Genomic DNA, 13,423 nt, shown 5'->3' on the forward strand with positions numbered 1-13,423 from the left:
GATTATGGTTGCGCCTTACTGAAGGATCAGATCAGGCACGGTTTCCGTGCGCTGGGTCTCGCGGGTAAAGGCGGTGACGCCGGTGCGCGAGATCTCCTTGATGCCGTACGGGCGGAGCAGGTCGATAAATGCCTCGATCTTCTCCGGGTCCCCCGTCACCTGGTATGTCGTGACGTTCTTGCTCATGTCGATGACCTGGGCGCGGAACGGCTCGACAATGCTCCGGACTTCCTGGCGGAGCTGGGGCGGGGTGACGACTTTGACAAGCGCCAGCTCCCGCATGACGATCGCCTTGTCGGAGATGTCATTCACCTTGATGACATCAATCTGCTTGGACAGCTGCTTGACAAGCTGCTCCACCTTCGAGGGATCCTCGACGTGGACGACAAAGGTCATCTTGGACATGCCCGGCGTCTCGGTGTGCCCGACGGTGATGCTCTCGATGTTGAACTGCCGCTTCATGAGGAGTCCCGTCACCCGGTTCAGGACGCCGCTTTGATTGAGGACTGTTGTCGTTATGATCCGTTTCACCGTTCCATCACTCCGATCATTTCACTGAGGCTCTTGCCCGGCGCGACCATCGGGTAGACGTTTTCCGTCGCGAGCACCCGGCAGTCGACCAGTGCCGGTCCGTCCGACTCGATCGCTTCGCGGATCACCCGGTCCGCATCGGCAAGCGTCTCGACTTTGTATCCCTGGATCTCATACGCTTCTGCCAGCTTCACAAAGTCCGGCTGTACCGGAACGAGCGAAGAGGAGTAGCGCTCACCGTGGAAGGTCTCCTGCCACTGGCGCACCATGCCGAGGGCTGCGTTATTCAGGATGATGACCTTCACCGGGAGTTTGAATTCCTGAAGGATGGACAGCTCCTGAAGCGTCATCTGGAAGCCGGCGTCGCCGACGACCGCGACGACTTTCTCACCCGGGAAGGCGAGCTGGGCACCGATTGCCGCCGGGAATCCGAAGCCCATTGTCCCTAGGCCTCCCGATGTCACCCAGTGATGCGGGTGGTTCGGCTCATAATACTGGGCTGCGAACATCTGGTGCTGGCCGACGTCAGTCGTGACGATCGCGTCGCCTCCGGTGTACTTGTGGATGAGCCGTACTGCGTCCTGTGGCATGATCTTTCCTTCCGGTGCCGTCTCGTAGCCGAATGGGCGGGTCTCCCGGGATTCTCCCAGGCGGGCGAGCCAGGCTTCCGTGTCCGGTGCTTCAAAGCCTTTTTTGTTCAGCTCGGCGAGGGCCGCCTTGGCGTCCGCGACAATCGGGATATCGGTCGGGACGTTCTTGCCGATTTCGGCCGGATCAATGTCGATATGAATCACCTTTGCATTCGGCGCGAACCCGGCAAGATTACCGGTGAGCCGGTCGTCGAAACGGGCACCGATGTTCAGAAGAACATCACATTCCTGGATCGCCGTGTTTGCCGTATAGGATCCGTGCATTCCCGCCATGCCGAGTCCGAGCTCGTGTCCGCCCGGGACGGTGCCGATGCCCAGCAGTGTTGTGGTCACCGGAATGCGGTACCGCTCGATAAAGCTTCTGAGTTCCCCTGTGGCTTCGGCAGCAAGGATTCCTGCACCTGCCAGGATCAGTGGACGCTGCGCCTCTGAAAGGGCCTGTGCGGCTTTCTGGATCTGGAGGAAGTTCGGCTTGACCGTGGGCTGATAGCCCGGCAGATGAACGTCTTCCGGATGAGGAATGTCCGCGGCGAGTTCTGCCAGCGACACATCCTTCGGAATGTCGACGACGACCGGGCCTTTCCGTCCGGTGGAGGCGATATGGAAAGCTTCCTTGATGATCCGCGGGATGTCTTTTGCATCCTTCACCTGGTAGTTGTGCTTCGTGATGGGTTGTGTGATGCCGATGACGTCCGCTTCCTGGAAGGCATCTGTGCCGATTACCTGCTGGGCCACCTGCCCGGTCAGGACGACGAGCGGGAGCGAGTCCAACATGGCATCCGCGATGCCGGTCACAAGGTTTGTCGCCCCCGGACCGGAAGTGGCGATCACCACGCCGGTCCTTCCTGTCGTGCGTGCAAACCCTTCGGCTGCGTGGATGGCACCTTGCTCATGACGGGCCAGGATATGCCGGATCGGATTCTTATACAGTGCATCGTAGATCGGGAGCACCGCCCCGCCCGGGTAGCCGAAAATAATGTCCACGCCCTCGTTTTTCAAAGACCGGACCAGCAGGTCGGCTCCGTTGCCGGCCTCTGCCGGCGTGACGGCTTGTTTTGTTTCCCTTACCTTGACGCTCGCTTCCATCTGCGCCTTCCTCCTTCACTTGTGAGTTTTGAGTATAAAAAAACAAAAGACCCCTCCACTCCCTGCACGGAACACAGTCGTATTCCGTAGCAAGGGATGAAAGAGCCTTTCATGGTACCACCCTTGTTCGCGGCATTGCCGCCTCGGCAGCCGGGCACAGTGCCCGGCCGGTTGGTAACGGGGCGGCGCGATGCCTGCCCCGGGAACACCTTGGGAATCATCCGTTCAGTGTTCCGCTCGGAGGTGATGTCGGTCAGGGCTGCATTGCCGGGTTCCAGCGGTTCCGGCTCTCTGGTAAATGCAGGGGTCCTTCCCTTTTGCCTCTTCTGCGCTTTGGTTCGATTTAAGCGGTCACCGTCAGATTTTCATGACGCCGCCGGTGTTGGCGGATGTGACCAATTTTGAGTAGCGGGCGAGATAGCCCGTCTTGATTTTCGGTTCAAACGGCTTCACATTCTTGCGCCGCTCTTCCAGTACGTCTTCCGGGACCTTGAGTTCAATCTTGCGGTTAACGAGGTCGATTTCAATGACGTCGCCGTTTTCCACCAGGCCGATTGGCCCGCCTTCCGCCGCTTCCGGCGAAATATGGCCGACAGCGATGCCGCGGGATGCTCCCGAGAACCGTCCGTCTGTGATGAGTGCGACTTTTGTGCCGAGTCCCCGTCCGACAATTGCGGATGTCGGTGCGAGCATTTCAGGCATCCCCGGTCCGCCTTTCGGACCCTCGTACCGGATGACGACCACATGCCCCTCTTGGACCGTGCCGTCATCGATACCCTGGAGGGCGTCTTCCTGAGATTCAAAGACGATTGCGTCGCCTTCAAATACCTTGATCGAAGGATCGACTGCACCGACCTTGATGACGCCGCCATCCGGTGCCACATTCCCGTATAAGACGGATAGGCCGCCCACCGGACTATACGGGTTTTCTTTTGGCCGGATGACCTGGTCATTCAGGATTTTGCTGTCTTTCACGTTTTCAAATAGTGTTTTGCCGGTGACCGTCATCCGGTTCGGGTGAATAGCACCCGGGATGTCACACAGTTCACGGATGATCGCACTGACGCCCCCGGCAAGGTGCACATCATGCATCGAGTAGTCCGATGCAGGCATGAGCTTGGACAGATAAGGGACTCGCTCAGCAATCTCATTGACCTTTTTCAGGTCGTAGTCGATGCCTGCCTCATGTGCGATGGCGAGTGTATGAAGGACGGTGTTCGTCGATCCGCCCATCGCCATGTCCAGGGCGAATGCGTCGTCGATGGTTTCTTCTGTGACGAGGTCGCGCGGCTTTACGTCTTCCTCGACCATGCGGATCAGCTGCTTGGCTGCTTCATAGATCAGATCCTTACGATGATCCGAAGTCGCCACGATCGTTCCGTTCTGAGGAAGAGCGACGCCCATCATCTCCATGAGGGTGTTCATCGAGTTGGCGGTGAACATCCCCGAACAGGAGCCGCACGTCGGGCAGGCACTCTGCTCGATCTCGAGAAGCTGTGTCTCCGACATCGTGCCTTGCTTGTAGGCGCCCACGCCTTCAAACACGGATGTGAGGGAAAGCTGATTGCCGTTAGAATCGACTCCGGCTTCCATCGGACCGCCCGATACGAAGATCGACGGGACGTTGGTCCGGACAGCTGCCATCAGCATCCCGGGTGTGATCTTGTCACAGTTCGGGATGTAGAACACTCCGTCGAACCAGTGTGCATTCACGACCGTCTCGGCTGCATCCGCGATGATTTCCCGGCTCGGAAGCGAGTAGCGCATCCCGATGTGGCCCATTGCAATCCCGTCGTCAACGCCGATCGTGTTGAACTCGAACGGGACGCCGCCTGCTTCGCGGATCGCATCTTTTACGACCTCTGCGAATTTGTTCAGGTGCATATGCCCCGGGATGATGTCGACGTAGGAGTTGCACACGCCGATGAACGGCTTGCCCATGTCTTTCGCCTTGACGCCCGCTGCATACAGAAGGCTCCTGTGCGGTGCCCGATCTATTCCTACTTTTATCATGTCGCTTCGCATAAAATATCTCTCCTCTTAATGGAGGCGGAGCGGCTGCTGGCCGAACTCTTTTGCCGTCTCTCAAAATGAATTGAACACATCATAACTTGCTTGAAATATTGCGTCAAGTCGCTTTTTCCAAGTTTTTGTGCAATTTAGAATAAGTTTTGGTCTGTAACCGTTTGCAAACGTTGATATATCGCATTCTGCGCTTTTAAAAATTTAATTTAAATTTTTTTATCAACTGCGTCCTATTCAGATGAACAGAGGCAACCCATGCAGGAGACGCACCGATTTCATTCACTGAAGGCCCGCAAGAGGGCCTATTCATCATTGCAGCATATGGCCGAATACTCCCTGAAATAAAAAAAAGACCCCCGCCCACGTCTGGGCGGAGGTCCATGTCCACGTCTGGACATAGGAAGCGGAGCGGCTGATCAGGCCGGCCCGTTTCCGGTATTCGATTTACATCATTTCAAAATTACTTCTGGATAGAAGCTACGACGCCAGCACCAACTGTGCGGCCACCTTCACGGATCGAGAATTTAGTACCTTCTTCGATCGCGATTGGGGAGATCAGTTCTACTGTCATTTCAATGTTGTCGCCAGGCATAACCATTTCAACGCCTTCTGGAAGCGTGATGATGCCAGTTACGTCAGTTGTACGGAAGTAGAACTGTGGGCGGTAGTTGGAGAAGAATGGCGTGTGACGGCCACCTTCTTCTTTGGACAGAACGTAAACTTCGGATTTGAAGCTAGTGTGTGGAGTGATCGAGCCTGGCTTTGCAAGAACTTGGCCACGCTGGATGTCTTCACGTGCAACACCACGGAGAAGCGCACCGATGTTGTCGCCTGCTTCTGCATAGTCAAGAAGCTTACGGAACATTTCAACGCCTGTTACTGTAGTCGATTTTGCTTCTTCAGCAAGACCGATGATTTCAACAGTGTCGCCGACTTTAACCTGGCCACGTTCTACACGGCCGGTTGCAACTGTACCACGGCCTGTGATCGAGAAGACGTCCTCGACAGGCATCATGAATGGCTTTTCAGTGTCGCGCTCTGGAGTTGGGATGTAGCTGTCAACTGCGTCCATGAGCTCAACGATTTTATCTTCCCACTCAGCTTCGCCTTCGAGGGCTTTCAGAGCAGAACCTTTGATGACAGGAACGTCATCGCCAGGGAAGTCGTACTCGGAAAGGAGGTCACGGACTTCCATTTCAACGAGCTCGAGGAGTTCTTCGTCGTCAACCATGTCGCACTTGTTAAGGAATACGACGAGGTAAGGAACACCAACCTGACGGGACAGGAGGATGTGCTCACGAGTTTGTGGCATTGGGCCGTCAGCTGCGGATACAACGAGGATTCCGCCGTCCATCTGAGCTGCACCAGTGATCATGTTCTTGACATAGTCAGCGTGACCTGGGCAGTCAACGTGAGCGTAGTGGCGGCTATCTGTTTCATATTCGATGTGGGATGTGTTGATTGTGATTCCGCGCTCTTTTTCTTCAGGAGCGTTGTCAACGTCCGCGTACGAACGTGCTTCACCGCCGCCTTTTTTCGCGAGAACTGTCGCGATTGCAGCAGTCAGAGTTGTTTTACCATGGTCAACGTGACCGATTGTACCGATGTTAGCATGCGTTTTGGAGCGATCGAATTTTTCTTTACCCATTAGGAAAATCCTCCTTAAATGTAAGAGATAGTTGGTATGGTCCGCGGGGAAGTCACACTTCCCCACCCTCCATATCTTATACGTTAGTTATACTTGAAACAAAGGGGAATTTCAATTATTCACCTTTAACTTTTTTAACGATTTCTTCTCTTATGGACTTTGGAACTTCTTCGTAGTGATCGAACACCATCGAGAATGTACCGCGGCCCTGAGTGTTCGAGCGGAGCGATGTCGCATAGCCGAACATTTCGGAAAGAGGAACCATCGCGCGAACGACTTGAGCGTTTCCGCGAGCTTCCATACCTTCGACGCGTCCGCGGCGGGAAGTGATGTCGCCCATGATGTCGCCCATGTACTCTTCAGGGATGACGACTTCAACTTTCATCATCGGCTCAAGAAGTACAGCGTTGACCTTCGATACTGCGTTCTTGACTGCCATGGAAGCGGCGATCTTGAACGCCATCTCGCTGGAGTCGACATCGTGGTAAGAACCGTCGAAGAGCTTGGCTTTGACGTCGATAACAGGGAAGCCTGCAACGACACCGTTTTCGAGTGCGTCTTTGACACCCGCTTCAACAGCAGGGACGTATTCACGCGGAACAACACCGCCGACGATGCCGTTCGTGAACTCGAAGCCGGCGCCTTCTTCGTTTGGCGAGAATTCGATCCAGACGTGGCCGAACTGACCGCGGCCGCCGGACTGGCGTACGAATTTACCTTCGACATTTGCGGTCTGGCGGAACGTCTCACGGTAGGATACCTGAGGCGCGCCGACGTTCGCTTCAACCTTGAACTCGCGCTTGAGGCGGTCAACGATGATGTCGAGGTGAAGTTCACCCATACCCGCAATGATAACTTCACCAGTTTCCTGGTCAGTATGCGCGCGGAATGTAGGGTCTTCTTCCTGGAGCTTGCCGAGGGCAATACCCATCTTGTCCTGGTCGCCTTTGGTCTTCGGCTCGATTGCAACCGAGATGACCGGCTCAGGGAATTCCATCGACTCAAGGATGACGAGTGCTTTCTCGTCGCAGAGCGTGTCGCCTGTGCCTGTGTCTTTCAGGCCGACGGCAGCGGCGATTTCACCTGCGTGCACTTCGGAGATCTCCTCACGGGAGTTCGCGTGCATCTGCAGGATCCGGCCGACGCGCTCACGCTTGCCTTTTGTCGAGTTCTGAACGTAAGAACCGGACTGAAGGACACCGGAGTAGACACGGAAGAATGTCAGCTTACCGACGAACGGGTCAGTCATGACCTTGAACGCGAGTGCCGAGAACGGCTCGCTGTCGTCAGCATGGCGTTCCATTGCTTCGCCTGTTTCAGGGTCTGTGCCGTCGATTGCCGGGATGTCCAGCGGGGACGGGAGGTAGTCGACAACTGCGTCGAGGACGAGCTGGACACCTTTGTTCTTGAACGCCGTACCGAGGACAACCGGGTAGAATTCTACCGCGAGTGTCGCTTTACGGATGGCTGCTTTGATCTCTTCAACAGAGAGTTCTTCGCCGCCGAGGTATTTTTCCATGAGCTCTTCGTCGAACTCCGCGAGTGCTTCGATGAGCTTTTCGCGGTACTCATCAGCCTGATCCTGATACTCAGCAGGGATTTCAGTGATTTCGGTATCCGTGCCGAGGTCATTGCCATACATGATGGCTCTCTGCTCGACGAGGTCGATGATTCCGCGGAATTCATCTTCAGCGCCGATCGGAAGCTGGATCGGGTGAGCGTTCGCCTGGAGGCGGTCATGAAGCGTCTTGACGGCATACAGGAAGTCAGCACCTGTTTTGTCCATCTTGTTGACGAATACGAGACGCGGTACGCCGTAAGTGGTTGCCTGGCGCCATACAGTCTCTGTCTGAGGCTCAACGCCGGACTGGGCGTCAAGGACCGTTACCGCACCATCAAGTACGCGGAGGGAACGTTCAACTTCAACTGTGAAGTCGACGTGTCCAGGCGTGTCGATGATGTTGACGCGGTGGCCTTTCCAAGCAGCAGTCGTTGCAGCGGATGTAATCGTGATTCCGCGCTCTTGCTCCTGCTCCATCCAGTCCATCTGGGAAGCACCTTCGTGCGTTTCGCCGAGTTTGTGAATTTTACCTGTGTAATAAAGAATACGCTCAGTTGTCGTAGTCTTACCGGCATCGATGTGAGCCATGATCCCGATGTTACGAGTGTTCTCCAAGGAGAATTCTCTAGCCATAATGTGTTTCTCCTCCTGTTATGTCGGAATAGAGTGGACTTCGGCTTGAACTTACCAGCGGTAGTGAGCGAATGCTTTGTTCGCTTCCGCCATCTTGTGAAGGTCTTCGCGACGCTTCACGGATGCACCAGTGTTGTTGGATGCATCAAGGATCTCGTTTGCCAGGCGCTCTTCCATCGTCTTCTCACCGCGCAGGCGGGAGTAGTTGACGAGGTAGCGGAGGCCGAGTGTGACACGGCGGTCCGGGCGGACTTCAACCGGTACCTGGTAGTTCGCGCCACCGACACGGCGGGCACGGACTTCGAGAACTGGCATGATGTTTTCAAGAGCTGCTTCGAATACTTCCAGAGGATCCTTACCGGAACGCTCACGGACGAGTTCGAATGCGCCGTAGAGGGCTTTCTGGGCAGTACCCTTCTTGCCGTCTACCATGATTTTGTTTACAAGACGTGTCACGAGCTTCGAGTTATACAGCGGATCAGGCAACACGTCACGTTTTGCTACTGGACCTTTACGAGGCATGTGTGTTCCTCCTTTCAAACTTTAAGGCACCTTTTAAAAGGTGATTATTTTTTCTCTTTTGGCTTCTTCGCGCCGTATTGGGAACGGCTCTGCATACGGCCTTGAACGCCGGCTGTATCGAGGGCGCCGCGTACGATATGGTAGCGGACACCCGGAAGGTCTTTAACACGGCCGCCACGGATCAGGACAACACTGTGCTCTTGCAGGTTGTGGCCTTCGCCAGGGATATACGCGTTGACTTCGATCGTGTTCGTCAGGCGGACACGAGCGTATTTACGAAGCGCGGAGTTCGGCTTCTTAGGCGTCATAGTGCCGACACGTGTGCAGACACCGCGCTTTTGAGGCGAGTTCACATCTGTAAGAGATTTCTTGAAGCTGTTGTAACCTTTCCCGAGTGCCGGAGACTTCGACTTGGTCGCTTTCGACTTGCGCGGGTTGCGGACCAGTTGGTTAATTGTAGGCATCGATAGGGTCCTCCCTTCAGTTCTTTTTAATACCACACATCCAGGTGGTTCATTTTAGGGGTAAAAACAAAGTCTTTGCGCAGCATGACGCAAAAACCTACTCAGTAATGGCGATGACCGATGCGCCGACATCGATTCCGTATGCCCGGCCGAGGTCTTTCCTCGTGCCTTCATAGCGTACCGGAATCCCGTTCTCTTCCGCAAGGGACAGAACGTCGCCGATCAGCCGCCCGTCAGCATCCGAAGCGAGAATCACTTCCCGCACCAGGCCCTTCCGGAGCGCCTTTACTGCCTGCTTTATACCGATGATCGTCTGTTTCTGATTCGCTTGTCCATGAGACATGCCATTTCCTCCAAGGAACCAAAAGTCAACTCTCAACCTTGAACATATTATCATCCCTGATACGGGATGTCAATAAAAAACATATCATTTTTTCGGGTGCGAAGTAAAGGCTGATTGTATAGGTAAAGTGGTGAGTTCCGAAGGCTGCAGGTGATCCCGTGAATCCTTGCTCCCCCGTACGGTTTCCGGCTGCGAACTGCGATTCCGCCTGGATCATCCGTCTGGCCCAGACGAAACTCTGATTCTCCCAGTCTCCCTCCATTATTCCCTGCCCGCCCCAAACAAAAACCCCCGGGAAGCGCTGGGCTTCCCGGGGGTTTTGCAAGGATTATTCCGCTGCTGCGGTTTCTTCCTGTTCTTCCATGCCTTCGTAGGCCATTTCGATCTGACGGTAGCGCTGCATGCCGGTACCGGCAGGAACGAGTTTCCCGATGATGACGTTCTCCTTGAGTCCGAGGAGTTCGTCCATCTTGCCTTTGATGGCGGCGTCGGTGAGGACGCGGGTCGTCTCCTGGAACGAGGCGGCCGAGAGGAAGGATTCCGTCTCGAGAGACGCCTTTGTAATTCCGAGGATCACCGGGCGGCTTGTCGCAGGCAGACGGCCGTCGCGGATCGCATCGAAGTTCGCTTCCGTGAACTGGTGGATGTCGAGCAGCGTGCCCGGAAGAAGATCGGTTTCGCCGGCTTCGATGACGCGGACTTTGCGCATCATCTGGCGGACCATGACCTCGACGTGCTTATCGCTGATCTCAACGCCCTGCATCCGGTAGACTTTCTGGACTTCCTTCAGCAGGTATTCCTGGACGGTCTTGACATCCTTGACGACGATGAGCTGCTTCGGATCGATGGACCCTTCGGTCAGCGCTTCGCCGCGCTTGACGGTGTCGTTCAGGCCGAAGCGGAGGCGCGCATTATACGGCGGCGTATATTTGCGTGTCTCGACTTCGCCGGTGACGGTGATTTCCTTCTGGCCTTCGCGGATTTCGTCGATCTCGGTGATGACACCGTCGATCTCCGAAATGACCGCCTGGCCTTTCGGGTTCCGTGATTCGAAGATTTCCTGGATTCGCGGAAGACCCTGGGTGATGTCGTCTCCGGCAACACCGCCTGTGTGGAACGTACGCATCGTCAGCTGCGTGCCCGGCTCCCCGATCGACTGTGCCGCAATGATGCCGACTGCTTCGCCGACTTCGACCGCTTCGCCTGTCGCCAGGTTCATGCCGTAGCACTTCTTGCAGATGCCGTGCTTTGTGTTACATGTGAACGCGGAACGGATGGTGACGGTCTCGACGCCCGCATCCAGGATCGCACGCGCGATGTCCTCGGTGATGAGCCCGTCGCGCTCGACGAACACTTCGCCCGTTTCCGGATGGCGCACCGATTTTTTCGCGTGGCGGCCGATGATCCGCTCATCAAGTGTTTCGATGATTTCCGTACCTTCGGTGAGCGCGCTCACTTCGAGTCCGCGGTCCGTGCCGCAGTCGTCTTCGCGTACGATGACGTCCTGGGCAACATCGACCAGACGGCGTGTCAGGTAACCCGAGTCGGCTGTCTTCAGTGCCGTATCGGCAAGACCTTTACGTGCACCGTGTGTCGAGATGAAGTACTCGAGGACGGTGAGGCCTTCACGGAACGACGACTTGATCGGGAGCTCGATGATCCGGCCGGCCGGGTTGGCCATGAGGCCCCGCATCCCTGCGAGCTGCGTGAAGTTCGATGCGTTACCCCGGGCACCGGAGTCGGACATCATGAAGATCGGGTTCGTGTTCTCGAGGGACTCCATCAGCAGGGACTGGATGGTGTCCTTGGCCTGGGACCAGTAAGAGATGACACGATCGTACCGTTCCTCTTCGGTAATAAGACCGCGGCGGAACTGCTTCGTGACCTTGTCGACCTTGTCCTGCGCCTCCTGGAGGATTGCCCCCTTGTTCGGCAGGACGACGATGTCCGAGATGCCGATTGTGATGCCGGCACGGGTCGAGTATTTGAATCCGAGGTCCTTCATGCGGTCGAGCATCTTCGACGTTTCCGTGATGTGGAACCGTTTGAAGATCTCGGCGATGATGTTTCCAAGGATTTTCTTCTTGAACGGCTGGACAAGCTCTGCTTCCCCGATCTTCGCCTTGACATCATCAGTCGGATCGATGAAGTACTTTTCAGGCGTTTCGACCTGCAGGTTGTGGTTTGTCGGCTCGTTGATGTACGGGAACGACTTCGGAAGAATCTCGTTGAAGATGACCTTGCCGACCGTCGTCATGAGCAGCTGGCGGTTCTGTTCTTCAGTGAATGTCGGGTTGTTCAGCGATGACGCATGGATGGCGATGCGGCTGTGCAGGTGCACGAAGCCATTTTGGTAGGCGACCATCACTTCGTCCGAGTTGCTGAAGACCATTCCCTCGCCCATTGCGCCTTTGCGCTCGAGCGTCAGGTAGTAGTTCCCGAGGACCATGTCCTGGGAAGGCGTAACGACCGGCTTCCCGTCCTTCGGGTTCAGGATGTTCTGTGCCGCAAGCATCAGAAGGCGGGCTTCCGCCTGGGCTTCTGCAGAAAGCGGCACGTGGACCGCCATCTGGTCACCATCGAAGTCGGCGTTATAGGCCGTACATACGAGAGGATGGAGACGGATGGCGCGCCCTTCGACAAGGGTCGGCTCGAATGCCTGGATTCCGAGGCGGTGAAGCGTCGGTGCGCGGTTCAGGAGGACCGGGTGTTCCTTGATGACTTCCTCAAGGACATCCCAGACGTCCGAATGAAGACGTTCGATCTTGCGCTTCGCACTCTTGATGTTGTGCGCAAGCCCGCGTTCGACAAGCTCCTTCATGACGAACGGCTTGAACAGCTCGATCGCCATTTCGCGCGGCAGGCCGCACTGGTACATCTTCAGGTTCGGCCCGACGACGATAACGGAACGGCCGGAGTAGTCAACACGCTTCCCGAGAAGGTTCTGGCGGAAACGGCCCTGCTTACCCTTCAGCATGTGCGAAAGGGACTTGAGCGGGCGGTTGCCCGGACCGGTCACCGGACGTCCGCGGCGGCCATTGTCGATGAGGGCATCGACGGCTTCCTGCAGCATCCGCTTCTCGTTCTGGACGATGATTCCCGGTGCGCCGAGGTCAAGCAGGCGCTTGAGGCGGTTGTTCCGGTTAATCACCCGGCGGTACAGGTCGTTCAGGTCGGATGTCGCGAAGCGGCCGCCGTCCAGCTGGACCATCGGGCGGAGTTCCGGCGGGATGACCGGAAGCACTTCGAGAATCATCCATTCCGGGCGGTTGCCCGAATGGCGGAACGATTCGACGACTTCCAGGCGCTTGATGGCGCGTGTGCGGCGCTGGCCCTGTGCCGTCTTGAGCTCTTCTTTCAGCGCGTCGGCCTCTTTGTCGAGATCGATCTGCTTAAGAAGCCTCTCAATCGCCTCCGCACCCATGAGCGCAGAGAACTTGCTGCCGTATTTTTCGCGGTACGCACGGTATTCGCGTTCGGACAGGAGCTGCTTGCGCTCAAGCCCGGTGTCCGCAGGGTCGGTCACGACATAGGAAGCGAAATAGATGACTTCCTCAAGCGAGCGCGGGGACATGTCGAGCAGAAGCCCCATACGGCTCGGGATTCCTTTGAAGTACCAGATATGGGATACCGGAGCCGCAAGCTCGATATGGCCCATGCGTTCGCGGCGGACTTTTGCACGAGTCACTTCTACGCCGCAGCGGTCACAGACGACGCCCTTGTAGCGGACGCGCTTGTACTTGCCGCAGTGGCACTCCCAGTCCTTTGTCGGTCCGAAGATCCGTTCGCAGAACAGGCCGTCTTTCTCCGGCTTCAGTGTCCGGTAGTTGATCGTTTCCGGCTTTTTGACTTCGCCGTATGACCACGACCGGATTTTGTCCGGGGACGCGAGGCCGATTTTCATATACTCGAAATTATTTACATCTATCAAGGAGCCTACCTCCCTTTAGTCTCAATCTG

9 protein-coding genes are annotated in these 13,423 nt (G+C 56.2%); all 9 read right to left on the reverse strand.

Annotation, left to right across the window (positions count from 1 at the left end; all coding sequences use genetic code 11):
• Nucleotides 1-15 precede the first annotated feature (15 nt).
• The 9 genes from ilvN to rpoC all read right to left on the reverse strand — a co-directional run bounded on the left by ilvN (nucleotide 16) and on the right by rpoC (nucleotide 13,394).
• Complete coding sequence (gene ilvN / locus AV656_RS12720; protein ID WP_063182534.1) at nucleotides 16-531, reverse strand: acetolactate synthase small subunit; 516 nt, start codon at nucleotides 529-531, stop codon at nucleotides 16-18.
• On the reverse strand, nucleotides 528-2,267 hold the full coding sequence (gene ilvB, locus AV656_RS12725; RefSeq protein WP_063182535.1) for a biosynthetic-type acetolactate synthase large subunit: 1,740 nt from the start codon (nucleotides 2,265-2,267) through the stop codon (nucleotides 528-530). Before ilvB ends, ilvN begins: the two co-directional genes overlap by 4 nt.
• 357 nt (nucleotides 2,268-2,624) lie before the next feature.
• A complete protein-coding gene (gene ilvD / locus AV656_RS12730; protein WP_063182536.1) occupies nucleotides 2,625-4,292 on the reverse strand; it encodes a dihydroxy-acid dehydratase in 1,668 nt (555 codons plus the stop codon).
• A 460-nt stretch (nucleotides 4,293-4,752) separates the two neighbouring features.
• Nucleotides 4,753-5,940, reverse strand: a complete 1,188-nt coding sequence (gene tuf, locus AV656_RS12735) for an elongation factor Tu (protein ID WP_063182538.1) — start codon at nucleotides 5,938-5,940, stop codon at nucleotides 4,753-4,755.
• Nucleotides 5,941-6,055: 115 nt separating this feature from the next.
• Complete coding sequence (gene fusA / locus AV656_RS12740; RefSeq protein WP_063182540.1) at nucleotides 6,056-8,134, reverse strand: elongation factor G; 2,079 nt, start codon at nucleotides 8,132-8,134, stop codon at nucleotides 6,056-6,058.
• 51 nt (nucleotides 8,135-8,185) lie between these two features.
• Nucleotides 8,186-8,656, reverse strand: coding sequence for a 30S ribosomal protein S7 (gene rpsG, locus AV656_RS12745; RefSeq protein WP_063182541.1), 471 nt, complete (start codon nucleotides 8,654-8,656; stop codon nucleotides 8,186-8,188).
• 44 nt (nucleotides 8,657-8,700) lie between these two features.
• The gene (gene rpsL / locus AV656_RS12750; RefSeq protein ID WP_008298903.1) at nucleotides 8,701-9,120 is read right to left on the reverse strand and encodes a 30S ribosomal protein S12; all 420 of its coding nucleotides are present in this window, start codon (nucleotides 9,118-9,120) and stop codon (nucleotides 8,701-8,703) included.
• Nucleotides 9,121-9,217: 97 nt separating this feature from the next.
• Nucleotides 9,218-9,463 (reverse strand): ribosomal L7Ae/L30e/S12e/Gadd45 family protein, encoded by a 246-nt coding sequence (locus tag AV656_RS12755; RefSeq protein WP_063182543.1) that lies wholly within the window; start codon nucleotides 9,461-9,463, stop codon nucleotides 9,218-9,220.
• A gap of 328 nt (nucleotides 9,464-9,791) precedes the next feature.
• Nucleotides 9,792-13,394: a DNA-directed RNA polymerase subunit beta' gene (gene rpoC / locus AV656_RS12765; protein WP_063182547.1), complete on the reverse strand. Its 3,603-nt coding sequence runs from the start codon at nucleotides 13,392-13,394 to the stop codon at nucleotides 9,792-9,794.
• Between the last annotated feature and the right edge of the window lie 29 nt (nucleotides 13,395-13,423).

It is taken from the genome of Bhargavaea cecembensis, assembly GCF_001619585.1.
GTDB lineage: Bacteria > Bacillota > Bacilli > Bacillales_A > Planococcaceae > Bhargavaea > Bhargavaea cecembensis_A.

Coding starts and splice junctions, on each gene's coding strand:
- rpsL (WP_008298903.1), bottom strand. CDS start 9,120: ATGCCTACAATTAACCAACTGGTCCGCAACCCGCGCAAGTCGAAAGCG.
- fusA (WP_063182540.1), bottom strand. CDS start 8,134: ATGGCTAGAGAATTCTCCTTGGAGAACACTCGTAACATCGGGATCATG.
- ilvB (WP_063182535.1), bottom strand. CDS start 2,267: ATGGAAGCGAGCGTCAAGGTAAGGGAAACAAAACAAGCCGTCACGCCG.
- AV656_RS12755 (WP_063182543.1), bottom strand. CDS start 9,463: ATGTCTCATGGACAAGCGAATCAGAAACAGACGATCATCGGTATAAAG.
- rpsG (WP_063182541.1), bottom strand. CDS start 8,656: ATGCCTCGTAAAGGTCCAGTAGCAAAACGTGACGTGTTGCCTGATCCG.
- tuf (WP_063182538.1), bottom strand. CDS start 5,940: ATGGGTAAAGAAAAATTCGATCGCTCCAAAACGCATGCTAACATCGGT.
- ilvD (WP_063182536.1), bottom strand. CDS start 4,292: ATGCGAAGCGACATGATAAAAGTAGGAATAGATCGGGCACCGCACAGG.